The sequence below is a fragment of the Rhodococcus ruitaii genome, from assembly GCF_055230935.1.
The window spans coordinates 164,061-188,890 of the sequence record NZ_JBUYWC010000003.1; the positions used below are offsets into that span (position 1 = coordinate 164,061).

General features: G+C 66.1%; 17 protein-coding genes. 9 read left to right on the plus strand and 8 right to left on the minus strand.

Annotated elements, in window-relative coordinates; translation table 11 throughout:
- Positions 1-46: 46 nt before the first annotated feature.
- Positions 47-772, minus strand: a complete 726-nt coding sequence (locus ACZI8W_RS04005; protein ID WP_463367198.1) for an alpha-ketoglutarate-dependent dioxygenase AlkB family protein — start codon at positions 770-772, stop codon at positions 47-49.
- A gap of 117 nt (positions 773-889) precedes the next feature.
- Between ACZI8W_RS04005 and ACZI8W_RS04010 the strand changes: the two genes are divergently transcribed.
- The 4 genes from ACZI8W_RS04010 to ACZI8W_RS04025 all read left to right on the plus strand — a co-directional run bounded on the left by ACZI8W_RS04010 (position 890) and on the right by ACZI8W_RS04025 (position 4,238).
- On the plus strand, positions 890-1,513 hold the full coding sequence (locus ACZI8W_RS04010; RefSeq protein ID WP_463367531.1) for a TetR/AcrR family transcriptional regulator: 624 nt from the start codon (positions 890-892) through the stop codon (positions 1,511-1,513).
- Positions 1,514-1,558: 45 nt separating this feature from the next.
- Positions 1,559-2,059 carry a hypothetical protein gene (locus ACZI8W_RS04015; RefSeq protein WP_463367199.1) on the plus strand — a complete coding sequence of 167 codons (501 nt, stop codon included), beginning with the start codon at positions 1,559-1,561 and terminating at the stop codon, positions 2,057-2,059.
- 114 nt (positions 2,060-2,173) lie between these two features.
- The gene (locus ACZI8W_RS04020; protein ID WP_463367200.1) at positions 2,174-2,992 is read left to right on the plus strand and encodes an SDR family oxidoreductase; all 819 of its coding nucleotides are present in this window, start codon (positions 2,174-2,176) and stop codon (positions 2,990-2,992) included.
- Positions 2,993-3,014: 22 nt separating this feature from the next.
- Positions 3,015-4,238, plus strand: a complete 1,224-nt coding sequence (locus ACZI8W_RS04025; protein ID WP_463367201.1) for an acyl-CoA dehydrogenase family protein — start codon at positions 3,015-3,017, stop codon at positions 4,236-4,238.
- A 103-nt stretch (positions 4,239-4,341) separates the two neighbouring features.
- On the opposite strand, the gene ACZI8W_RS04030 is transcribed toward ACZI8W_RS04025, so the two are convergent.
- Both ACZI8W_RS04030 and ACZI8W_RS04035 read right to left on the minus strand, forming a co-directional pair.
- Positions 4,342-5,778: an MFS transporter gene (locus ACZI8W_RS04030; RefSeq protein WP_463367202.1), complete on the minus strand. Its 1,437-nt coding sequence runs from the start codon at positions 5,776-5,778 to the stop codon at positions 4,342-4,344.
- A 104-nt stretch (positions 5,779-5,882) separates the two neighbouring features.
- On the minus strand, positions 5,883-6,623 hold the full coding sequence (locus ACZI8W_RS04035; protein WP_463367203.1) for a TetR/AcrR family transcriptional regulator: 741 nt from the start codon (positions 6,621-6,623) through the stop codon (positions 5,883-5,885).
- 27 nt (positions 6,624-6,650) lie between these two features.
- Here ACZI8W_RS04035 and ACZI8W_RS04040 point away from each other — a divergent pair, with 27 nt between their 5' ends.
- The 3 genes from ACZI8W_RS04040 to cysN are packed head-to-tail and all read left to right on the plus strand — an operon-like array spanning position 6,651 to position 10,281.
- The gene (locus ACZI8W_RS04040; RefSeq protein ID WP_463367204.1) at positions 6,651-7,454 is read left to right on the plus strand and encodes a 3'(2'),5'-bisphosphate nucleotidase CysQ; all 804 of its coding nucleotides are present in this window, start codon (positions 6,651-6,653) and stop codon (positions 7,452-7,454) included.
- Positions 7,451-8,368, plus strand: coding sequence for a sulfate adenylyltransferase subunit CysD (gene cysD / locus ACZI8W_RS04045; protein WP_463367205.1), 918 nt, complete (start codon positions 7,451-7,453; stop codon positions 8,366-8,368). Before ACZI8W_RS04040 ends, cysD begins: the two co-directional genes overlap by 4 nt.
- Positions 8,368-10,281, plus strand: coding sequence for a sulfate adenylyltransferase subunit CysN (cysN, locus tag ACZI8W_RS04050; RefSeq protein ID WP_463367206.1), 1,914 nt, complete (start codon positions 8,368-8,370; stop codon positions 10,279-10,281). The genes cysD and cysN overlap by 1 nt, the downstream gene beginning before the upstream one ends.
- On the opposite strand, the gene ACZI8W_RS04055 is transcribed toward cysN, so the two are convergent.
- Positions 10,275-10,766, minus strand: a complete 492-nt coding sequence (locus ACZI8W_RS04055; protein ID WP_463367207.1) for an FBP domain-containing protein — start codon at positions 10,764-10,766, stop codon at positions 10,275-10,277. The genes cysN and ACZI8W_RS04055 overlap by 7 nt on opposite strands.
- A gap of 41 nt (positions 10,767-10,807) precedes the next feature.
- Positions 10,808-11,287 carry a MarR family winged helix-turn-helix transcriptional regulator gene (locus ACZI8W_RS04060; protein WP_463367208.1) on the minus strand — a complete coding sequence of 160 codons (480 nt, stop codon included), beginning with the start codon at positions 11,285-11,287 and terminating at the stop codon, positions 10,808-10,810.
- 74 nt (positions 11,288-11,361) lie between these two features.
- Here ACZI8W_RS04060 and ACZI8W_RS04065 point away from each other — a divergent pair, with 74 nt between their 5' ends.
- Complete coding sequence (locus ACZI8W_RS04065; protein WP_463367209.1) at positions 11,362-13,200, plus strand: ABC transporter ATP-binding protein; 1,839 nt, start codon at positions 11,362-11,364, stop codon at positions 13,198-13,200.
- Positions 13,201-13,235: 35 nt separating this feature from the next.
- Here the strand turns inward: ACZI8W_RS04065 and ACZI8W_RS04070 are convergent, their stop codons facing one another.
- Genes ACZI8W_RS04070 through ACZI8W_RS04080 form a run of 3 tightly spaced genes read right to left on the minus strand, consistent with a single transcriptional unit; the run spans position 13,236 to position 16,828 of the window.
- Positions 13,236-14,885 (minus strand): (2,3-dihydroxybenzoyl)adenylate synthase, encoded by a 1,650-nt coding sequence (locus tag ACZI8W_RS04070; RefSeq protein ID WP_463367210.1) that lies wholly within the window; start codon positions 14,883-14,885, stop codon positions 13,236-13,238.
- 33 nt (positions 14,886-14,918) lie between these two features.
- Positions 14,919-15,689 (minus strand): SDR family oxidoreductase, encoded by a 771-nt coding sequence (locus ACZI8W_RS04075; RefSeq protein ID WP_463367211.1) that lies wholly within the window; start codon positions 15,687-15,689, stop codon positions 14,919-14,921.
- Entirely contained in the window at positions 15,686-16,828 is a 1,143-nt protein-coding gene (locus tag ACZI8W_RS04080; protein WP_463367212.1) for an isochorismate synthase, read from the minus strand. Before ACZI8W_RS04080 ends, ACZI8W_RS04075 begins: the two co-directional genes overlap by 4 nt.
- A 171-nt stretch (positions 16,829-16,999) precedes the next feature.
- On the opposite strand from ACZI8W_RS04080, the gene ACZI8W_RS04085 reads away from it, so the two are divergent.
- Positions 17,000-24,820, plus strand: coding sequence for an amino acid adenylation domain-containing protein (locus tag ACZI8W_RS04085; RefSeq protein WP_463367213.1), 7,821 nt, complete (start codon positions 17,000-17,002; stop codon positions 24,818-24,820).
- Positions 24,821-24,830 lie beyond the last annotated feature (10 nt).

A 24,830-nucleotide genomic window follows, 5' to 3' on the forward strand; every position in this document is an offset into this window, starting at 1 on the left:
ACAGATCTCCTGGTCGGCCCCCGACAGGCGATGATTGAAGCCGATACTATCGGACCCCCGGCTCCGGGCAGCTGTCTATTTTGTCGTTTTCATCGTGAAAGTGATCACAGTGCGTGGGTGAGAGGCCCGTCATGCGAAGGGTGATGTTGAGGCGTCCCCGTGTCATTCCGAGGTCGGCCGGACGGGTGTCCGGAAAGACTGCGGGTACACCGTGATACGCGAACCGTGACGGACCGCCGAACACGAAGAGATCGCCGGATTCGAGTCGCACGTCGGTGTAGGGGCGGCCTCGTGTCTCGCAGTTTCCGAACCGGAAGAGGCATGCGTCGCCGAGGCTCAACGACACGATGGGTTCCGCGACGCGTTCGTCCTTGTCCTGGTGCATCCCCATCCGGGCGTCGGCGTCGTAGAAATTGATCACGGCGGTGTCCGGCCGGTAGACGTCGCGAGGGCGCGCGTATGCGTCGGCGACTGCTCGGCGGCCGAGGTCGGTGAGCCAGTGGGGTAGCGGGGGGAGGGGTGCGCCGTCGACGTCCACCGCCCTGCGCGTGTAGCGGTACGGAGACCAATGCCAACCCAGGCAGGCGGTCTGTACCGACATGATGCCGCCTCCGGGAAGCGCGGTGTGCCGCATGGGGGCCGGGCCCCGCGCCCAGTCGCGGCATGCGTCGACCAACCGGCGTTGCATGTCGCGGTCCAGCCACTCGGGCACGTGCACCGCTCCGGGCGCGACCTCGCGACGTGCGCGGGCAAGAGGTAGCGGTTCGCTCACGGTCGCGGCTCCTCGGGGCGCTCGTCCAGGGTGGTCAGCGGTCACGTGCCGATCACGTATAAATACAGAGTGCCGCGTTCTCACACCGATGACACATTCGACGACGCCCCTCCGTCGATGGCGCCGTCGTCGTTGCTGCGGGATCTGCCGGTCACCGAGCGGGGGTTGCGGACACGGTCGTCGTTGATCGCCGCTGCTCGGACGGTGTTCGAGAGCACCGGCTACCTCGATACCCGGCTCGTCGACATCACGAAGCATGCGAAGTGTTCGGCAGGGACGTTCTACACGTACTTCTCGAGCAAGGAAGAGATCTTCGCGGCGGTGCTCGAACTGGCGCAGGAGGACATGCTTCATCCGGGCATGCCGCGGGTGGCCGACGAGGACGATCCGGCCGCGGTCGTGGAGGCGAGCAACCGGGCGTATCTCGAGGCGTATCGGCGTAACGCGAAGCTGATGGGTCTGCTGGAGCAGGTCTCGCACATCGATCCGGTCTTCCGTGAACTGCGTCAGAAGCGGGGCGACGCCTTCATCCGCCGCAACGCGCGCAGCATTGCGCATCTACAGGACCGCGGTCTCGCCGACCGCGAGGTCGACGCGCTCTTGGCGTCGAAGGCGCTGTCGGGCATGATCAGCCGACTTGCCTTTACTCACTTCGTTGTCGACGAGGACGAGTCCGTGGACATGGACACGCTCGCCTATACTGCGACCCGGCTGTGGGTCAACGCGCTGCGGATCACGTAGGGAACCTGACCCGTCTCAGGCGTCCGGTCGTCGTACGATGCGGGCATGACGACTCGCATCGCTACCCTCGCTCTCCTCGCGACCGCGGCCTGCGTTGCCTGCAGCCAGCAAGAAGTCACCGTGACCCGCAACGGCACCACCGTCTCGACGGTCGCAGATCCCGAAGCGGCGGAGGGTATCGACCCGTGTACCGCGATATCGGGCGAGACTCTCGATCTGTTGGGAGCGGGGGAGGCGATGCCACGCGAGTTTCTTGCCGAGCCAGGATGCGAGTGGTCCGGGGTGAACTCGTATATCACCCCCGAGGCGACATTGTGGGTGTCGGGACATTCCGAGCCCGACAGCGTGTGGGACACCACGACTGTCGCCGGGGTCGAGGTCGAAATCTGGTGGCTCACGCCGGAAGGGGGTAGGTATATCGCGCGCTTCGATGACCTCACATTGTCTCTGAACTACAAGCGAGCTCGGAGTGAGGTGCCCGCGGGCGAGGCATTGGATCTGCTGATGGCCGACGTACTTCGCGCGTACGGTCGCACCGAGACGTAGGAGTCCCCTGCGGGTTGTGTGGCACGTGCCGGCTCCACGACCTCACTAGTTGAAGTTGACGCCGTATTCAACTTATAGTGCGGGGGACGAGGAACGCTGCTGTCGGGAGGCAAAGTGGACGTTGCAGGGAAAGTCGCCATCGTGACCGGCGGGGGGAGCGGGATCGGTGACGCCCTTGCTGGCGGCCTCGCACACGCAGGAGCCAGGGTCGTGGTGGTCGACCTCGACGCTTCCGCTGCCGAGAAGACGGTCGCGCGCATCCTGGCAGAACACCCCGGCAGTGCCGTCGCCGTAGGTGCCGACGCATCCGATGCCACCGCGATCGCACGGGTCATCGAGATCGCCGAAACTCGCTTCGGGCCGGTCGACCTGTACTTCGCGAACGCTGGCATCACGGGCGCACCCGGGCTCGACCTCGACGACGCCCAGTGGGAGAACGTCTTCGACGTCAACCTGCGGGCGCATATCCGGGCCGCGACACTTCTCGTCCCCGGATGGGTCGAGCGCGGCGAAGGATACTTCGTGAGCACCGCATCGGCGGCGGGGCTACTCACCCAGATCGGTGCGGCCGGGTATTCCGTCACCAAGCACGCGGCCGTCGGATTCGCAGAATGGCTGTCGGTGATGTACGGCGACCGGGGCGTCCGCGTCAGCTGTATCTGCCCGATGGGTGTCAACACGCCACTGCTGTACTCCGGCAGCAACTCCGGAGCATCCCTCGGAGACCTCGGTACCCGCGCCGTGATGTCCTCCGCGGCCGTGCTCGAGCCCGTCGACGTCGCCGAGATCGTGCTCGACGGCATCCGGGAAGAACGGTTCCTGATCCTTCCGCACCCCGAGGTGCTCCAGATGTACCGGAACAAGGGTGCCGACTACGACCGGTGGCTGCGTGGAATGCGGCGCTACCAGCGGTCTCTGATGTCCGAATCCTGATCGACTCTTCGAGGAGCTTGCCGTGTCCCTGTTCGACTTGTCACCGCGCGCCGAGAAATATCGGGCGGACCTGCTGGATTTCATGGATTCCCACGTCTACCCGGCCGAGGCCGTCTATCACCGTCAGATGTCCGAAGCCGGCGATCCGCACTTCCACCCGCCCATCATGGAGGACCTCAAGGCGGAAGCGCGCTCGCGCGGGCTGTGGAACCTCTTCCATCCGCATCCGGAGTGGGGCCCCGGGCTCACCAACCTCGAATACGCCCCGCTGGCGGAGATCATGGGCCGGAGCCCGCTGGCAGCGGAGGCGTGCAACTGCGCCGCCCCGGACACCGGAAACATGGAGGTGTTCACGCTTTTCGGAACGGATGAGCACAAGGAGAAATACCTGAAGCCGTTGCTCGACGGCACGATGCGCTCGGCCTTCGCGATGACCGAGCCCGATGTCGCTAGTTCGGATGCCACCAACATCGAGATGTCGATGGTCCGCGACGGCGACGATTACGTCCTCGACGGGCGTAAATGGTTCGCGTCCAACGCGATGCACAAGAACTGCAAGGTGCTCATCGTGATGGGCAAGACCGACCCCGCCGCTGCTCCCCACCGGCAGCAGTCGATGATGGTCGTCCCCATCGACGCCCCCGGCGTCACCGTGGTGCGCAACCTGCCGGTCTTCGGTTACCACGACCGCGAAGGCCACGCCGAGATCCTGTTCGAGGGGGTCCGGGTTCCGACGAAGGACGTCCTGAAGGGTGAGGGTGAAGGTTTCGCGATCAGTCAGGCACGTCTGGGCCCCGGCCGAATCCATCACTGTATGCGATCGATCGGTGTGGCCGAACGCGCCCTCGAACTGATGTGCAGGCGTGCGCAATCGCGCGTCACGTTCGGCAGGCCGGTCGCCGACAACGCGAACATCCAGGACTGGATCGCCGAGGCGCGCATCGAGATCGAGATGATCCGTCTTCTCACCCTCAAGGCCGCATACCTGATGGATACGGTCGGCAACAAGGAAGCACGCACCGAGATCGCGGCCATCAAGGTTGCCGGACCGAACATCGCGTTGAAGATCGTCGACCGCGCGATCCAGGTCCACGGTGGTGGCGGTGTCACCGATGATTTCCCGCTCGCCATGGCCTACGCGCATCTGCGCACACTGCGCTTCGCCGACGGTCCCGACGAGGTGCACAAGCGTGCGATCGCGAAGCAGGAACTGCGCAAGTACCGCGACCTGCGGCCACCGTCATGACGGGGGCGGATCTGCCGGGCGGGACTGCGGTGGTCGGGATCGATGTCGACGCCGCCTGCGCAGTTGCCACTGATGCCGAAATCTGATCCGCCCCTTCGCCTCGTCAGCTCTTTGCATACTTGATGCTGAGTGTGAGCACGATCGTGATGGCGCACATGACGACCAGCATCGCGCACACCGCCCCGAGAGCGGCCACCGTCGGTGTCGTCGTGCCGGGCACCACGAGCGTGGCGAGCAGAACCGTCGCGATCGATGTGCCGATTGCCATTGCTGCGGTGCGCACGACCGACTGGCTTCCGGTGATCTCGCTGGTGTTGTGTTCGGGTACGAACTCGACGAGCAGGTTCGGCAGTGCGGTGTAGGCGAACGCGGTTGCGACGGAGACAGTCACAACCAGTGCGGTCATGCCGACGACAGAGTCGTGGAAGACGAAGAACGACGCGCACGCGATCATGAACACCGTCGTGCCGAGAAGCAGTGACGATCGGGCTCCGAGGGACGCCGAGATCTTGCCGGCGAGCGGAGTGAAGAGCATCCCGATCATCGCGCCGATGAACGAGAGCATCCCGGCGTGGGTGGCCGACAGTCCGAGCCCGAACGGCGCGGTGACAGGTGTCTGCATGATGATGGGAATGAGCATCGTCGTCACGCCGATCGGTCCGATTCCCAGCGCAACGGTGGCGAGCATGGTGGCAGCGACGTTCCGTTCGGCGAGCAGGCGCAGGTTGATGATCGGAGTCTTGCGGCCCAGTTCCCAGCGCACCCACCAGGCGAAGACAGCGATACCGACCACGAGGAGACCGAGCACGCGAGTATCGCCCCAGCCCCAGGACTTGCCCTGGGTGAGTGCCAGCAGGATGGCGGTCACAGAGATCGCCAGACCGATCGCACCGACGAAGTCGACCTGCTGACGTTCGGCGTTGCGGTGACGCCACGGCAGCACGGCTTCGACGAGGACGACGCACCCGATGGCGTAGACCGCGGTGACGACGAACATGTACCGCCAGTCACCGAGATCGATGATCGCACCGGCCACCAGCAGGGATGCGGCACCGGCCGCGACCGCAGATCCCGAGATCAACGCGATGGCCATCGGCACCTTCTTGGCCGGGAGGTGTTCGCGGGCGAGGCCGATGCACAGGGGCAGAATCGCGCCCGCGACACCCTGGATCGCACGTCCGACGATGATCCCCCAGAGTGAACCGAAGGCCATGCTGACGACGGATCCGACTGCCGCGCAGATCAGGACGACGATCAAGACGCGCTCTCGGCCGTACATATCGCCGAGTCGGCCGCACACGGCGGCGGAGGCCGCAGCAACCAGCAGGAATGCCGTGACGCTCCACCCGACGGCAGAGGCGTCCGCGGCGAAGATTTCGGCGAATGTCGGGAGCGCCGCGTACATCATCGATGTTTCGAACGCGCTGATGATCTCCACCGCGATCAGGACGGCCATGATCACCCAGACCGGCCGGGTTCGTTCGTATCGCTGTTGTGCACGTGCCGATCGGGGCCGATCGGGCATCACCGCTGTACTCATCCGAGCTCCTGAATTCCGTGAGGCTTCGAGAGGGGACGGTATGGCTGTGCGTGCGGTCACATCGACCGATTACCGCTGAGTGGGACCGTCGGCCGCGCCGAAGGTCACGCTTGTGCCCGAGCCTCTCCAGGCACTGTGATCGCCTGGGTCAGCGATGCCGCGGCGAACTCTGTGAGCTCCGCGTGGTCGAGGTCTGCGGCCCAATTGTGGACAATGGTGTCGGCTACGCCCTGGAGGACGGACAGGACGAACGGGAGCATGGCAGGGTCGTCGCGCAGGGTCCGATGTTCGGCGGCGGCGGCCTCTGCCAGAGCGGCGCGCAGCTCGATGTTGTACTCGCGGGCGGTTCGCCGCACTTCGCGGATGGATTCGCGTTCGGCAGGGTTGTCGCCTTCGACGTCGCGCCAGATGGCGGTGAATCGGCCGACTCGGCCCCACTGACGGGTGGACTCGGGGATCACCGCGGCGAGCAGGGCAGCGACACCCTGGTCGCGGGAAAGGGCTTCGACGAACGACCGGGATTCGATCTGGCTTTCGTTGAGCAGCGAGATGAAGATGTCCTGCTTGTCGGTGAAGTACTGGTAGATCAACCCGACGCTCGTCCCTGAGCTTTTCGCGACCGAACGGATCGTCAGTGCCGAGTATCCGCCGTCATCCAGCAGGGCTGCGGCCGCGTCGAGTGTGCGGCGCCGCCTGGCCTCGGCGTCGCCGTAGATCGACTTGTTGCTTGCGTTGCCCATCGTCCCACCGTAGCCGGGGATGGTTGCTGCCGATGCACGACGTGCAGGGATGTCGTACGGCACTGTTGTCGAGAACGAACGTTGTTCGAACTCAAGATTGAACATTGTTCGTTCTGTGGTTACAGTCACTTCATGGCCCATGACGTCACTGCGGCGGCGTGCTCGCGCGAACCCTCAGCGAATACTGTCGACGCGTTCGCTGCATCAGAATTGGCAACTGCTGCAGGAGAATTACTCCTCGAGATTCGATCCGATCTCGCCGCCGACGGCGCGGATCCGGATGAGATCCGCCGGATGGGCGACCTGCGGAGCCACGAGTATCTGGTCGGTGCTCTCGCGCAGAGGTTCCCCGGCGATGCCGTCCTGTCGGAAGAGGGCGCCGACGACCACGCTCGACTCGGGGCGGATCGCGTATGGATCGTCGATCCGCTCGACGGGACCAGGGAGTTCGGCGAACGCGGTCGCACCGACTGGGCGGTCCACGTTGCTCTCGTCGAGGGAGGGGCGCTCGTGGCCGGCGCCGTCGCTGTTCCGGCGATGGCGTGCACATTCTGCACTGCCCTTCCGTCGGGCTCCGCGACCCGGAACACCGTGTCTCGACGCGCGGTGCCGCGCGTGCTGGTGAGCCGGACCCGCAAACCCGAACCCGTGCTCGCCCTCGCGAACGCTCTCGGCGGAGAGCTCGTGGAGATGGGATCGGCCGGCGCGAAGGCCATGGCCGTCGTGCGGGGCGAGGCCGATATCTATGCCCACACCGGAGGCCAGTTCGAGTGGGATTCGGCCGCACCCGTAGCGGTGGCGCGTGCCGCTGGACTGCATGTCTCACGGACCGACGGTTCCGCGCTCCGCTACAACCAGGAGAATCCCTGGCTGCCGGACCTGTTGATCTGCCGTCCCGACTTGGCCGGAGATGCACTGGAGGTGCTCGGACGATGAGTAGCACGATCGGAAAGTCCCTGACCCACTTGGAGTGCCTCGAAGCAGAGAGCATTCACATCATGCGAGAGACGGTCGCGGGGAGTGAGAACCCGGTGATGCTGTACTCGGTCGGCAAGGACAGCGCGGTAATGCTGCACCTGGCACGCAAGGCGTTCTACCCGTCGCGGTTGCCGTTCCCGCTTCTCCACGTCGATACGACGTGGAAGTTCCGCGAGATGTACAAATTGCGTGACGAGACCGCCGCCGCAGGCGATCTCGATCTGCTCGTGTACAAGAACCCGGAATGTATCGACAAGGGGATCAATCCGTTCACCCACGGGTCGGCAATCCACACCGACATGTGGAAGACCGAGGGACTCAAGCAGGCCCTCGATCTGTACAAGTTCGATGCCGCGTTCGGTGGGGCCCGCCGTGACGAGGAGAAGTCCCGCGCGAAGGAACGGGTGTTCTCGATCCGGTCTGCCGAACATCGGTGGGATTCCAAGCGTCAGCGTCCGGAACTGTGGCGGATGTACAACATGCGGAAATCTCCGGGCGAGTCCCTCCGCGTGTTCCCGCTGTCGAACTGGACGGAACTCGATGTGTGGGAATACATTCGGCAGGAGAGCATTCCCATTGTGCCCCTCTATTTCGCCGCGAAGCGACCCGTCGTGGAGCGCAGCGGCACACTGATCATGGTGGACGACGACCGGATGCCGTTGCTACCCGGAGAGGTGCCCGAACTCGAGAGTGTCCGGTTTCGCACCCTCGGTTGCTACCCGCTGACCGGCGCGATCAAGTCCACCGCCGCGACCGTGACCGACATCATCCAGGAGATGCTCCTGACCACCACGTCCGAGCGTCAGGGTCGCGTGATCGACCACGACGGCACCGCGTCGATGGAGAAGAAGAAGCAGGAAGGTTACTTCTGATGACGCATCCCTCCGATCTCATTGCGGACGATATCGATCAGTACCTGGAGCGGCACGCACACAAGTCGATGCTTCGCTTCATCACATGCGGCAGTGTCGACGACGGCAAGAGCACGTTGATCGGCAGGTTGCTGTACGAGTCGAAACTTGTTTTCGAGGACCAACTGTCGGCGCTGGAATCGGATTCGCGCAAGGTCGGCACCCAGGGCGGCGGACTCGACTTCGCGCTCCTGGTGGACGGATTGGCCGCAGAGCGCGAGCAGGGCATCACGATCGACGTCGCCTACCGGTATTTCACCACCGAACGCCGCAAGTTCGTCGTCGCCGACACCCCGGGACACGAGCAGTACACCCGTAACATGGTCACCGGAGCCTCTACTGCCGACCTCGCCGTGATTCTCGTCGATGCACGCAAAGGTGTGCTCACCCAGACCCGGAGGCATTCGTATCTGGTGTCGCTGCTGGGTATCCGACACGTGGTGCTGGCTGTCAACAAACTCGACCTGGCCGACTACTCGCAGGAGGTGTTCGAGCAGATCGCCGACGACTATTCGGCGTTTGCCGCCGCGATCGGCGTGACCGATGTCGTCGCAATCCCGATGTCGGCGTACCTGGGCGACAATCTCACCGAACACAGCGGGAACACGACCTGGTACGAGGGCCCGACGCTGATCGAACACCTCGAGTCGGTGGAGATAGCAGAAGATCGGCGCGATGCGCCGTTCCGCATGCCGGTGCAGTGGGTCAACCGGCCCGACCTCGACTTCCGAGGGTTCTCGGGACAGATCGTCGGCGGCTGCGTGCATCCCGGCGACCGCGTGCGCGTACTGCCCAGCGGTACGACGACCACCGTCGACCGGATCGTCACGATGGACGGCGATCTCGACGAAGCCGTCGCGGGTCGATCCGTCACGATCACCGTCGCCGACGAGATCGACATCAGCCGGGGCGACATGCTCGCCGCGAGCGACGCTTCGCCCGGTGTCGCAGATCAATTCGAGGCGCAGGTGGTATGGATGGGGGAGCACGAGATGCTCCCCGAGCGTTCGTACGTGTGCCAGATCGGCACGATGACGGTGGCCGCGCGCGTCACCAAGCCGAAGCACAAGATCAACGTCGATTCACTCGAGAAGATCGCCACGAACACACTTGCGCTCAACGAGATCGGGGTGTGCAATCTCAGTTTCGACCGGCCGGTGCCGTTCGACCCCTACTCCGAGAACCGCGACACCGGTGGCTTCATCCTGATCGACCGGCTCACCGGAGCTACGGTCGGCGCCGGCATGATCACCCATTCGCTGCGCCGGTCCGGCAACATCCACTGGCAGGCCGTCGACGTCGACGGCGATGCCCGCCGGGCGCTCAACGGGCACGGTTCACAGGTCCTGTGGTTGACCGGCCTGTCCGGTTCAGGGAAGTCGACCATCGCCAACGAGCTCGAGCGCACCCTGTACGCGCTGGGGTGTCATACGTATCTGCTCGACGGTGACAACATCCGGCACGGCCTCGGCCGGGACCTCGGATTCACCGAGGCGGACCGGGTGGAGAACATTCGCCGAGTCACCGAGGTCGCCCGGCTGATGGCCGATGCCGGACTGATCGTCCTGGCGTCGTTCATCTCGCCCTTCCGCGCCGACCGTGAGGCGGCACGCGAAGTGATCGGTCCGGACCAGTTCTGCGAGGTGTTCGTCGACACCCCGATCGAGGTTGCCGAACAGCGGGATCCCAAGGGCCTCTACAAGAAGGCGCGTCGCGGAGATCTGGTCAACTTCACCGGTATCGACTCCCCGTACGAGACGCCGGAGAACCCGGACCTGCGGATCTGCACGACCACGACTACGCCGGCGGAGGCCAGCGCGGTGATCGTCGAGTTCTTGCGCGATCGAGGTATTATCGCTCGCCGGTATCAGTAGGAGCCGACGCGGGTGATGAAGGCGTCCAGATTGGACCGGACGCGCTCGATGCGGCTGTCGAGCGGTGAGTCGTCGCGGTACAGGCGGCCCCCGCTCGGAGTCTTCATGCGACGCGCGTAGAGCGAGCAGTCGAGGTCGGCGCACATGTAGGTGCCGACCGTGTTTCCACGACGCCCGGCCTCGCCGGTTTTGCGTGCCGCCATGAGGTGTACTCCACCGTTCGGGTGTGTGGTCTGGCAGATCGAGCACATCTGCGCGGGCCGTCTGCCGCCGGACTCGTGCCGCAACGCGACCCCGACCAGGTGGTCGTCCTGCTGGGCCACCACGTAGCAGCGGCCGGCATACGACCGATCGGTCCAGCCGAGGAAATCGAGGTCATCCCAGTGGAGGCTGTCCAGGTCGGCGGGTACGGACAGGCGTTTTGCGTCGCCCTTCGAGCAGTTGATGAACGACGACCTGATGTCGCGCTCGGTGACCGGCAGCATGTCTGCGTCTCCCTTCGCGGATGAGTGGACGCTCGCCGAGGTTACGGACACTCGTTCGCCTGGGCAACGGATTTTCCGGTGTGCGACCTGTGGTCGTCGGTGAGCTTGCGCAGCAGGCGGGCGAGCTCGGCGCGTTCGGCAGCATCGAGTGGGGCGAAGACTTCGGCTGCGTCGGCATCGCGCGCGGCGTCGAGCTCGGTCAGCAGGTGCCGTCCGTCGGAGGTGAGGTGCACGCACACCGCGCGTCGATCGGCGGGGTCGGGCAGTCGCTCGGTCAGGCCGCGGGACTCGAGCCGGTCGACGACCTCCGTGGCCGACCGAGGCGCGATGTGCAGCGATTTCGCGACGACGCCCAGGCGGGCGGGCTCGCCGACATTGCCGATCACCCGCAGCGCCCGGTGTTCGTGCGGGGACAACTCCCAGGGGCGGATCCTCTCGTGCCACCGTTTTCGCAGCGTACGAGTGGTGGCCATGAGGAGATCACGGAGTGTGGCGGGGGAGTCCGACATGACGTTTACCATACCTCAGTTGACTGTTGCCTCGTAATGAGGCAACCTCACTAAATGCGAACGGATCATGAATCGAGGTGGTGCGCATGATGCAGCCCCCACCCGGCACCAAGCCCACCGGCGGCAGAGGCCGCGGCGGCAAGGTCGCCCCCGAAGACATCGAACAGCTGAAGGAATCGCCCGTCAGCCTGCGGCGCATCGGCGCCCTGTTCGCTCCCTACCGCTGGCAGATTGCCGTGGTTGTCGCGCTCATCGTCGCGTCGTCGACGATCTCGCTCGCCAATCCCTTCCTCGTCCGTGCCGTCATCGACGACGCGATCCCGCACCAGAACGTGAGCCTGCTGCTGTGGACGGTGGGCGGCATGCTCGCCGTTACCGTGGCCAGTTCGCTGCTCGGGGTGGCCCAGACGTGGATCTCCACGACCGTCGGGCAGCGGATCATGCACGACCTGCGCACCCGTGTGTTCTCCCACCTGCAGCGGCAGTCGCTGAGCTTCTTCACGCGGACCCGCGGCGGCGAGATCCAGTCGCGGCTGACGAACGACATCGGCGGAATGCAGTCGGTGGTCACGTCCACCGCCACGTCCATCGCGTCCAATGTGACCGCCGTGGTCGGTACCGCCGTCGCGATGACGATCCTCAGCTGGCGGCTGGCGTTGCTGTCGCTGATCGTGCTGCCGCCGGCCATCTGGCTCACCCGCCGCGTCGCGATGATGCGCCGCGTGATCACCGCGCGGCAACAGCGCCGCCTGGCGGACATGCAGACCCAGATCGAAGAGGGCTTGTCCGTCAGCGGAGTGCTCCTCGTCAAGACTCTCGGCACCGGTCCCGCACTGTCCGGCAAGTTCGCGCGGACCTCCGACGAGCTTGCCGAGCTCGAACTGCACGCGCAACTGTCCGGACGTTGGCGCATGGCCACCATGAACATCGTCTTCTCCGCGATCCCCGCGGTGCTCTATCTCGTGGCCGGGCTACCCGCGACGTCCGGCGGCATGACCATCGGCACCCTCGTCGCCTTCACCGGCCTGCAATCGACCCTGTTCCGGCCGCTGATGAGCCTGCTCGACGTCGGAATCTCCATCACCAGTTCACTCGCGCTGTTCAGCCGCATCTTCGAGTACCTGGATCTCACCGTCGAGATCGACGACCCGGAGAAACCGGCCCGCATCGACCGTGATCGAGTTTCGGGGGCAGTGCGATTCGACAACGTCGGCTTCCGGTACGACGGCGCCCACCGTCTTGCACTCGACGACATCACCCTCGAGATTCCGGCAGGAACTCAGGTTGCGCTCGTAGGCGAGACAGGATCCGGCAAGACCACGCTCGGCTCTCTCGTCGCGCGCTTGCACGACCCGGCATCGGGGCGGGTCACGATCGACGGCATCGACCTACGCGACATGACGCTCGCCGATGTCGCGGCGCTGGTCGGCGTGGTCTCGCAGGAGACGTATCTCCTCCACGCGACCGTGCGCGAGAACCTGCGCTATGCGAAGCCCGACGCAACCGACGCGGAAATCGAGGACGCCGCCCGCGCCGCCCGCATCCACGACCTGATCGTATCGCTGCCCGACGGCTACGACACCGTCGTCGGAGCCCGCGGTCACCGCTTCTCCGGCGGCGAGAAGCAGCGGCTCGCGATTGCCCGCACGTTGCTTCGTGATCCGCGGATTCTCGTACTCGACGAGGCCACCAGTGCGCTCGACAACGACACCGAACGTCTGGTGCAGCAGGCGATCGACACCGCGCGACACGGACGCACGACCATCACCATCGCGCACCGGCTCTCGACGGTCCGCGACGCCGACGAGATCGTCGTCCTCGACCACGGCAGGATCGCCGAACGCGGTTCTCACGACGCGCTCGTCGCGCTCGGCGGTCGCTATGCCGCGCTCGAAGCCCGTGTCGGGCAACCTGCCGTAGTGTGAGTAGAACGGCGGTGGCCACCGCCGTCTACCGAGTCCTATTGCTGCAGGGTCGCCGACAACGCGCGCCGGAGTTCCTTGCGGCTGATCTTTCCGACACCGGTGACCGGGAATGCATCCACGAACCGGATCTTGTCGGGGATCTTGTATGCCGCGAGCCCGCGCTCGCGGAGAAAGGTCTTGAGCACGAGAGCTTTGGGTGTGTCGCCTTCGGTCACCACGAACGCGCACGTGCGTTCACCCAGATACTGGTCGGGCATCGACACCATGGCGGCGTCGAGCACCGCTGGATGAGCGATCAGGTGATTCTCGACCTCTTCGGCAGCGATCTTCTCGCCGCCGCGATTGATCTGGTCCTTGGCGCGACCTTCGACGACGATGTAGCCGGTGTCGGTGATCCGCACGATGTCGCCGGTGCGATAGAAACCGTCGATAGTGAAGGTCGTCGAATTATGTTCGGGCGCATTGTAGTACCCACGGATCGTGTAGGGGCCGCGGGTCAGCAGATGGCCGGGGGTACCGACCGGGACGGGATTGTCGTCGTCGTCGAGTATTCGAATTTCGTCGTGGGAGCTGATCGGGCGGCCTTGGGTCGACACGATCGTGTCCTCGTCGTCGTCGAGACGTGTGTAGTTGACGAGCCCCTCGGCCATGCCGAACACCTGCTGCAGCGTGCAGCCGAGTTCGGACCTCACCCGTTTGGCCGCCTCCGACGGGAACTTCGCCCCACCGACCTGCAATACCTGCAACGACGACAGGTCTCGGTGGCTGCGTGCTCGCGCGGACAACCACGCCTGCGCGAGCGGCGGAACGAGCGACGCCATGGTCACCCGCTCACGTTCGATCACCTCGAAGGCGGTGTCGGGGCTCGGATCCGGAGCGAAGATCACCGCACCTCCGGAATGCAGTACTCCGAGGATTCCGGGGGAACTCATCGGGAAGTTGTGTGCCGCAGGAAGAATCACGAGCATCCGGGTGTCGGCATCGACGCCGCAGATTCGGGCTGATTCGCGCACCGAGTACAGGTAGTCGGTGTGGGTGCGGGGGATGAGCTTCGAGGTTCCGGTGGTCCCGCCGGACAGTTGGAGGAAGGCCACCGAGTCGGCGGACGGATCTGCTGCATCGGTCCGGTGGTGGGTGCGGAGCGAGTCGAGCGAGGTGAACTCCTCGGCCTCTCCGGCGACGATCACGGTGAGCGGGCGGCCGAGGCCGTCGATCACGTCTCGGGCGAGCGTGCGGTAGTCGAACCCGCCGTGTTCGGCGCCGATGATGTACGCGACCGCATCACTGAACCGGCAGAAGTATCCGATTTCGGACGAGCGATGGGCCGGGAGCGCGAAGACCGGGAGTGCCCCGATCCGGAAGACCGCAAACAGCACTTCGGTGTACTCGACGATGTTCGGCAGTTGGAGAACCACCCGGTCCCCGGGTTGGATGCCGGATGCGAGGAGCCCCGCCGCAATCCGGGCGGACGACTCCTCGAGATCGCGGTACGTTGCACGGCGTTGTGTGCCGCGTGCGTCCGGTCCGACGACGGCGATTCGATCACCGAACGCGTCGGCGCGTGCGGGCAGGAACTGCGCAAAGGTCTCGTCGGTCCAGTAACCGGCCGCGCGGTACAGTTCGGCGAAGTCGTCGGGATAGGGCACGGTGTCGGCGAGCGCGCTGCGCGAAAGGCCGGAGGTCACGAGGGGTCCTTACGTCGTAGGTGGTGTATCGGTTCAGGATCTCAGCGTGGCGCCGCCGTCGACGTACAGGGTCTGCATGGTGATGTGCCGTGCGCGAGGAGAGAGCAGGAACTCGATCGAGTCGGCGATGTCCTCGGGTTCGGCTATGCGTCCCAATGGGATTCCAACTTTGAATTGTGCGGGATCCCCTTCGATTGCACCTCGTGCGCCGGTGCCGTCCGTGGGATCTGGCCACAGTGACCGCTGCATCGCAGTGTCGGTGGAACCCGGCGCGACGACATTGGCCCGTATCCCGTACTCGGCGAGCTCGAGGCCGAGTATTCGAACGAGCATGCTTGCAGCGGCCTTCGACGACCCGTAGGCGCCCATGCCCATCCGAGGCACCCCCGCGGAGTTCGAGCCGACCACTACGATCGATCCGGATCTGCGGTCGCGCATCGCACGTCCGACGGCCCGCAGTACCGAGACGAGCCCGGTGACGTTGATGTCGTGGATGCGTTGCCACTCGTCCGGATCGCAGTCGAGGATCGAGGCGATCGAGAATACCCCGGCCACATGGGCGAGTGCCTCGATCGGACCGTGCGTGCTCTCGACATCGGCGATCACGGTGTCCACGGCGTCGCGGTCGCGGATGTCGAGTTGGTAGACGGGTGCTGCGCTGTTCAGCAGTGCCGCCGTCTCGTTCAGCCCGTCGAGATCACGATCGGTGAGGACGACGCGGTGGCCCGAGGCGGCGAGTGTCAGGGCGGTTGCTCGGCCGATGCCCTGGGCTGCGCCGACGACGAGGGCGACAGGGGCGGTCATCGCCGAACTCCGAAGGCGTCGAGGACGGTGCCGAATTTCACTGTGGTTTCGGCCAGCTCGTCGGCCGGATCGGACTCGGCGACGATGCCGCCACCCGCGTGAGCGGTCAATGTCGTGCCGTCGGGTTCGAGGACAGCGCAGCGGATGGTGACCATCCACTCGCCGTCACCGTTCTCGTCGCACCAGCCGAGGGCACCGGCGTAGAAGCCGCGGTCGCCTTCGAGCTCGTGGATCACCTCGCGGGCCGGTCCGGTGGGAGTGCCGCAGATCGCAGGGGTCGGGTGGACGGCCAGTGCCAGGTCGAGGGCGGTGACGGACGTGTCGCGGAGTCTGCCGGACACCGGGGTACCCAGGTGCCACAACTGTCGAGTGTTCGTGAGGGACGGGTGATCCGGAATGTCCAGTTCCAAACACAGGGGCTCGAGCGACGCCCGCAGCGACTCGATCACGTGCGCGTGCTCGCGCAGGTTCTTGGCCGATGCGCGAAGCGCCTCGGCGGTGGCGCGGTCGACCTCCGGATCCGAGTTGCGAGGAGCAGAACCGGCGAGCGGGTGGGCGCTGACGAGGTTCCCGCGGCGGCGGATGAGCACCTCGGGGCTTGCCCCCACCAGATGACGTCCGGACCATTTCGCGCCCGCAGCGCTGAGGTCGACGGAGAATCCGTTGCCGACGGTGTCGTGGGACACCAGGGCGGCCAGGAGTGTCGCCGGGTCGATGCCGCATTCTGCCTCGAGGGTGAGGGTGCGGGCGAGTACGACCTTTTCCAGTGCGTGTTCGTCGTCGTGCAGCAGGCGCAGCGCCGTGGCCACGCGGTCGACGTGTTCGTTCTCGGCGGGCAGGACACCGGTGATCCGGATGGTGGGCAGGATGGGAGGCGTCGTCGTGTATGGGGTGGGGGTGTGCTCGAGTGTCATAGGTGCGGTGAGCGCCGCCGGGTGCCCGGGCGCGAAGGGCAGGGCTCCGGCTACGGCTCGAACCCGTCCGTTGCGCAGTGCACCGGCAGCGTCGTCGGCGGAGTCGAAGCGGTCGCGGACACCGTGCGTCAGGGTGGTGCCGTGCGGGCGGGACAGCACGAACGGATGCGTTGCGGTCCGTCCGACCTGGCCGGTTGCGGTAGCGACAGCGACCGGTGCGTGCATACTCACGCCTTTCGGTTGTGGCTGATCGATCGCGGCGGGTGCACACGACCGGTGACGAAGATATACGGTTAGGCTTACCTTTGGTACTGTTCCATACTGCGCCGCACCGTGCAGCGCCGCGTATCTGTTTCGCGTTCAAAGCTTTTCGACCGCCGCAAAAGGGGATGATCGGTGCCCATGTCCGGACCTTCGACCGCTGGACTCGCCCTGACGCGCGCCCAAACAGGCGTATGGTTTGCTCAGCAATTGGATCCTGGCAACCCGATCTTCAACACCTCGGAATGCATCGAACTGCGCGGATCGGTAGACCTCGCCGCGCTCGCCGCGGCGGTCCGCGCTGCTGCGCAGGACTGCGAAGTGCTGGTTGCCGACTTCCGGGTCGAACCTGACGGTACGGTCGTACAGTTCCCGGGCCGACGCTCCTTCGGTGACGTTCCCGTCGTCGATCTCACGGCATCCGGCGCGACCGGCACCGATCGTTGGGACGCGGCCTATCAGTGGATGACGACCGACCTCGCCAGGCCGATCGACCCGGCCGTCGATCCGTGTGTACGCGCCGCCGTCCTGAGCCTCGCCGCCGATCATGTCGCGCTCTACCTGTGCGGACACCACCTCGTGCTCGATGCGTTCGGATTCTCGTTGTTCAACAAGCGTATCGGTGAGCACTACACCGCGCTCGTCGCGGGCGACGGCACGCCGCCCCTGCGATTCACCGCGGTCGAACCGGTTGTGCTCGAGGAGCAGCACTACAGGGCCTCGGCCGACTTCGCCACCGACAGCGAATTCTGGGCCGACTACCTCGCCGACGTCGATGAAGCCGTCGCCTTGAAACCCGGCCCAGGCAACATCGCGCGCCGGTCTCGATCTGTGCGTTTCACCCTCGACGCCGGCCGCCAGGCCGGGCTCGCCGCCCTCGGCAAGTCCGCACGTGGAAGCTGGGGCGACGCGGTCACCGCGCTCGTCGCGGCCTACCTGCGCGGCGCTACCGGTCGCGACGACCTCACCGTCGGCTTTCCCGTCATGAACCGGCTCGGCTCGGCAGCCTTGACGGTCCCGATGAGCGCGGTGAACGTCGTGCCGCTGCGCCTGCGCCCCACTGCGGGCGATACGCTGTCCTCGCTCGTCGAACAGGTTCGCGAATCGGTTGCGCTGTGTCGTGAGCACTACCGCTACCGCGGCGAGGATATCCACCACGACCTGCGGCTTCCTTCCGGTTCGCGCGGTGTCATCGGCCCGTCGGTCAACGTCAAGCCCTTCGGCGACCTCGTACGCTTCGGTGACATCCGCGCGGCCGTGCACTCCGTGGCCCGCGGCCCGCTGCAGGATTTCATGGTCACCGTCCGGCCGCTCGACGGCAGTGCCGGGCTCGAGGTGTTTCTCGACGCCGACGCCGATATCTACACCGACGACGAGTTGAAGATCCATGCCGCGCGGCTCGACGCGCTGTTCGACGCGGTCACCACCATCGATCACGACACGACGCTCGCGCGACTGCCGATCCTCACCGAGGCCGAACGCCGACAGATCCTCGACCACTGGAACCACAGCCCCGGAATCCCCGTCTCACCGGATCTGACTCTCGTGGACCTGTTTCACACACAGATCGAGAAGACCCCCGACGCACCGGCGGTCGCGGATGTCACGACGACACTCACCTACGCGCATCTCGGCTCCCGTGTCCACAAACTCGCGCGATATCTCCTGTCGCACCAGGATCTGCGCGCACCGGATGTCAGGATTGCGCTCGCGGTGCCGCGCACGGTCGACGCCCTCGTCGCGATCCACGCGGTCCTCGAGACCGGTGCCGCGTACGTTCCACTCGATGTGGATCAGCCACTCGAACGCCTGTCGCACGTCCTCGGTTCCACCGCCCCGGTGTGTGTGCTCACCTCCCGCAGCACCGACAGCAGGGTGGCAGAAGCCGACGGATCCCTCACCCGGATCGCGCTCGACGCCCTCGACCTCGACGAAGTCTCCGATGAGCCGGTCGACTCTGCAGAACGTGGCCCGCTCACCCCCGATTCGATCGCCTACGTGATCCACACGTCCGGCTCCACCGGGCGCCCCAAGGGCGTGGTGGTTCCCCACCGAGGGCTGGTCAACCTCTTCCACAGTCACCGCGACCAGGTCTTCACCAGGGCTGCAAGAGAATCCGGGCGCGACGCTCTTCGGCTCGGTCTCGCCTGGTCGTTTGCGTTCGACGCGTCGTGGCAACCGCTCCTGTGGATGCTCGACGGCCACACCATCGACATCGTCGACGAGACGACGCAACGGGATCCGGCCGCCCTCGCGCACCGTGCGCACGCCGAGAAGTGGGACTTCGTCGAGTTCTCACCGGGTCAGCTCGAACAGTTCGTCGACGACGGACTCTTCCCGGACGGCAATCCGCCCACCCTCGGCTTCGGCGGCGACGCCGTCTCGGACCGATTGTGGCAGAGCCTGCGTGCGCGCAGCGGGCCGGCATTCAACTTCTACGGCCCCACCGAGTGTTCCGTCGACACGCTCGTCGCGGAGGTCTCGGACAGTGATGCACCTGTCGTCGGGCGACCCGTGGCGAACAACTGCGTCTACATCCTCGACGCCGGTCTGGCGCCGGTCCCGGCCGGAACCGAGGGCGAGCTGTACGTATCCGGCCCGGGCGTGGTGCGCGGCTACCTCGACGCTCCGGCGCTGACCGCGACGAGGTTCGTCGCCAATCCCTTCGGGAGCGGACCACACGCACGTCTGTACCGCACGGGCGACCGCGTCATGTGGGCCGAGGACGGGCGCATCGTCTACCGCGGCCGTGTCGACAACCAAGTGAAAGTCCGCGGCTTCCGGATCGAACTCGGCGAGGTCGAAGCCGCGCTGGTGCGGCTCCCCGGGGTCTCCCGTGCCGCGACAGTGGTTCGCACCGACCCGTCGGGTGTCGCTCGGCTCATCGGGTACCTCGTCGGGGACGATGTGCCCGACCCCGTCGATGCGCGGCGTCTCATCTCGGAACTCGTGCCCGCATACATGGTGCCGGCGGCGCTCGTCGTTCTCCGAGAACTGCCGCTCACGTCGAACGGCAAGCTCGACCGCAAGTCGCTCCCCGACCCCGACTTCACCGGGCTCGTGTCGTCCCGCGAACCGGAAACCTATGCGGAACGGGCACTATGCGAGATCTACGCCGACATTCTCGGGCTCGACAGGGCCGGTGTGGACGACGACTTCTTTGCACTCGGCGGTCACTCACTCAGTGCGGGGAAGCTCATCGCCCGGATCCGCGACGCCCTCGGTGTCGAACTGCCCATCCGCACCGTGTTCGATCACCCGCAGGTTGGCGAGCTGGCCGTGCGCTGCAGCGACGGGGTGACAGCGGCTCCCGCGCGGCCACAGCTTCTCCGCAGGGAGAGCGACGGCCTCGCACCGCTGTCGTTCGAGCAGCAACGCCTGTGGTTCATGTACCGGATGGAGGGGCCGAGCCCCACATACAACGTGCCGATCACGGTGAGTCTGCACGGACACGTCGACCCCGACGCACTGGCCCGCGCGACCGGTGACCTGCTGGCCCGGCACGAAAGCCTCCGCACGGTGCTCACCGAACAGGACGGAGTGGGCCTGCAGTGCATCCTCGACGAGGTGCCGCCCCCGTGTGCGGTCGAATCCGTGCGCCGCGAACATCTCGACAACCGCCTGAACGCCGAGGCGAGGCATGCGTTCGATCTCGAGCATGAAGTACCGCTGCGCATTCGACTCTTCAGCATCGAGCCCGACGAACACGTGATGCTCGTGCTCGCGCACCACATCGCGAGCGATGAACTGTCCACCCCGCTACTGTTGCGCGACTTGGGTGGCTTCTACTCCGCGCGTGTGTCCGGCGAACCGTACGAGCCGGACCCACTGCCGGTGCAATACGCCGATTTCGCCGTGTGGCAACGTGACCTGTTGGGGGATGCTGCCGACGAGACCTCCCTCGCGGCGCGGCAGCTCGCGTTCTGGCATGACGAACTGGCCGGGATCCCCGCAGAACTCGAACTTCCCACCGACCGTCCGCGCCCTACTGTGGCGTCGTACTCCGGTGGTGGCGTAGAACATCCGGTCCCGGTCGATCTCGCCGGCCGGGTCCGGGCCACGACACGTGCGACCGGCACCACGATGTTCATGATGGTGCACGCAGCGGTCGCGCTGGCGCTCTCGCACAGCGGGGCAGGCGAGGACATTCCCCTCGGTTCACCCACCGCGGGACGCCCGGCCCCGGAACTGGACGACCTCGTGGGCTTCTTCGTCAACATGGTGGTGTTGCGCACCGACCTGTCCGGAAACCCCACCGTCCGGGAACTACTGTCCCGCATCAAGGACAGCGACATCACCGCGTATTCGCATCAGGATGTGCCGTTCGACCGCGTCGTCGAACAACTCAATCCCGAGCGCAGCGCAGCCCGCCAGCCGCTGTTCCAGGTGATGGTGCAGTATCAGAGTCCGCCGGTTCTCACCGGATTCACCGACCTCGCGCCGACACCGTCGTTCGTTGCGAACGACACCGCGATGTTCGATCTGACCTTCGACATCATCGAGGTGGATGACGGAAGCCTGTGCGTTCGAGTCGAATACGCACGCGACTTGTTCGACGAGGGATCCGCGGACGCCCTCGCGGCGCGGGTCGTGCGTGCGTTCGCGGTGCTGTGTGCCGACCCCGATGCGCGGCTCTCGCAGCTGGATCTGATGACCGATGCGGAGCGTCAGTTGCTGACCGCAGGAAGGTCTGAGGAGGTTGTGCGTGCCGACACCGAGCCGGCGACAGTGCCGGAGTTGTTCGCGGCCACGGTCGCGCAGTTCCAGGACGAGGTCGCGGTGGTGGCGGGCTCGACGACCCTGACGTTCCGCGAACTCGATGCATGGTCCGACCGGATCGCTCTGTACCTGAACGGCCTGGGTGTGGGTGTCGAAGCAGTGGTGGGACTCGACCTTCCCCGTGACGGGCGGATCGTGGCCGCGATCCTCGGCGTGTGGAAGTCGGGTGCTGCATACCTGGTGCTCGATCCGAATCAACCCTCCGGGCGCAACGAGTATCTGATCGCAGACGCGGGAGTCTCGACGATCATCGATCTCGATGCGTTGGCCGTGTGCGAAAGTGCTTCCCGGTCCGTCGAGGGGACTCTCTCCGGTCACCTCGGAGCCCGCGCACCGGAATCCAGCAGATCGGCACCTGACAACACCGCGTACGTCGTCTACACGTCGGGGTCCACGGGCACGCCCAAAGGTGTTGCGGTGCCGCATCGCGGTGTCGTGAACCTGTGGGACACCGTGCGCACCCGCACCGTCGGCGATCCGGCGGTCGAGCGCCGCGCGGTTCTGCTGAGCTACACGTTTGCGTTCGACTCATCGATCGAACCGCTGCTCGCGATGCTCGGTGGACACACGGTGCATGTGCTCGCCGAGGACCTGCTGCCCGATGCGGCGGCGATCGTGCGGTACGTCCGTGAGCAGCAGATCGACGCGCTCGACTGCGGGCCGGTGCTTGCTGCGCGCCTCGTCGACGAAGGTCTCGTGGATCCTGACGCTGCCCATCGGCCGTCGTTGCTGACGATGGGGGGCGAGGCCGTTCCCACGGATCTGTGGAAGCGGCTTTCGGTGATCCCGGGATTGCGGGTGTCGAACATGTACGGTCCCACCGAGTGCACGGTGGATGCGACCGGCGCGGTGCTCACGCCCGGCAGTGCTCCGAACCTCGGGGTCCCGATCGTCGGTGGCCGCGTGTTCGTGCTGGACCGCTGGCTGCGACCCGTGCCTCCCGGGGTGCCGGGTGAGTTGTATGTCGGTGGTCCGCATGTCACCCGCGGCTACGTGGGGCGGTTCGCGCAGACAGCGGGGCGGTTCGTCGCCGATCCGTTCGGACGTGCCGGTGCCCGGCTGTACCGCACCGGCGACCTCGCCCGGTGGAGTGTTGTCGCCGACGAGCAGGCCGGTCCGGTACTCGAATACCTCGGCCGTGCCGACGATCAGGTCAAGATCCGCGGGTTCCGCGTCGAACTCGGGGAGATCGAGTCGGTCCTCGCGGCGCACCCGGCGGTCTCGGCCGCGGCGGTCGTGGTCCGAGAAGACGAACCGGGCCGCAAACGACTCGTCGCCTATGTCGCCGGGGACACAGCAGTACTCGGGAACACAGCAGTACTCGGGAGTGCCGTTTCGGATGAGCTTCGAGTGCACGTCGCCGATCGGCTCCCGGACTACATGGTTCCCGCGATCACCGTCGTACTCGACGAACTGCCGGTGACAGTGAACGGCAAGATCGACCGCAGGGCGCTCCCGGCACCGGAGTTCGAGCCCGCGTCGGCGAGGCGGATGCCTGCAGATGAGATCGAAGCGCGACTGTGTGAGGTGATGGCCGGTGTCCTGGGCCTCGACCTCGTGGGGCCGGACGACGACTTCTTCGCGCTCGGTGGCGATTCCATCGTGTCCATCCAGATGGTGTCGATGGCGCGCGCGTCCGGGATCCGATTCACCGCGCGGCACGTGTTCGAACATCGGACACCTGCCGGACTGTCGCGAGCGGCCGATGTCGAGTCGGTCGTCGCGGAGGTGGATGTGGAAGCGGCGCTCGGAGAGATCCCCGCGACCCCGATCGTTCACGACATGCTCGACCGCGGCGGGCCGTATGCGCGATTCGCGCAGTCGAGGTTGCTGCTCGCACCGGTCGGGCTCACCCTCGAGGCACTGACCGGCGGGGTGCAGTCCCTGCTCGACACCCACGACGCCCTGCGCGCCGTATTCGACGATCGGGCACGCACGTTCGATGTGCGTCCCGTGGGGGCGGTCGATGCTGCCGAGGTGGTGTCCCGCATCGACATCTCCGGATTGTCCGACCCGCGGGACGCGATCGTCGCGGCCACCGAGACGGCATACCTCTCGCTGGCACCGGCTTCGGGTGCGCTGGTGCGGGTGGTGTTCTTCGACGCAGGCCCCGACGTACCGGGCAGGGTCTTCATCGCGGTGCATCATCTCGTGGTCGACGGCGTCTCGTGGCGCATCCTCGTGCCGGATCTCGCCGGCGCGCTGGACGGGACGACTCCGGAGCGTGCGGGCACGTCGCTGCGGCAGTGGGCCCGGGGACTACGCGACGGTGTCGTTGCGCGCCGCTCCGAAATATCTTTGTGGCAGCGGATCCTCGCCCCGGGCGGCCGGGTGCGTGTGGCCTCGGGCGAACCCGATCCCGCGTCGCACACGATGGCGCAGACCGCTACGGTTCAGGTGCAGGTTCCTGCGGCGCTGACCGATGTGCTGCTCACGACGGTGCCCGAGCGATTCCATGCCGGAGTGGACGACGTTCTGCTCACCGCGCTTGCCCTCGCAACCGCGAAGGCGTGCGGGGAGGGCGCCGTGGTGGTGGATCTCGAGGGCCACGGCCGGGAGGAACAGGCCGTGGCCGGTGCGGATCTGTCACGGACTGTCGGGTGGTTCACAACCTTGTATCCGGTGCGGCTCGATGTCGGTCATCTGGACCTCGCCGATGCGTTCGCCGGCGGTAGGAGCGCGGGTGACGCGCTCAAGCGGGTCAAGGAACACCTGCGCGAGATCCAGGACGGCGGGATCGGCTTCGGGATGGTGCGACACCTCGACGATGCGCGTGGCGGGGAGCTTGCCGCGCAGCCAGCGGTGGATATCGGCTTCAACTATCTCGGTCGTTTCACGCTCGGCGAGACCGAAGGGCAGGCGTGGTCGAGCGCACCTGAGGCTGCGGCGCTCGGTGGCTCGACCGAGTCCGACATGCCGGTCGCGCACGCGGTGGAGATCGGTGTGTTCACAGACGATTCGGGAGACGAGCCGATTCTGCGGGGGACTTTCGGATACAGCCCCGGACTCGTGGCGGAAGCATCGGTCGAGGCGTTGTCCGACGCCTGGATCGCAGCACTGCATGCGCTCGCGGACCACTCGGTCGATGACGCTGCGGGCGGTTTCACTCCGTCGGACCTGACGCTGAGTGGCCTGGACCAGTCGGAGGTCGACGAATTCTCGTTGGAATTCGGATAAACGAGGCGCT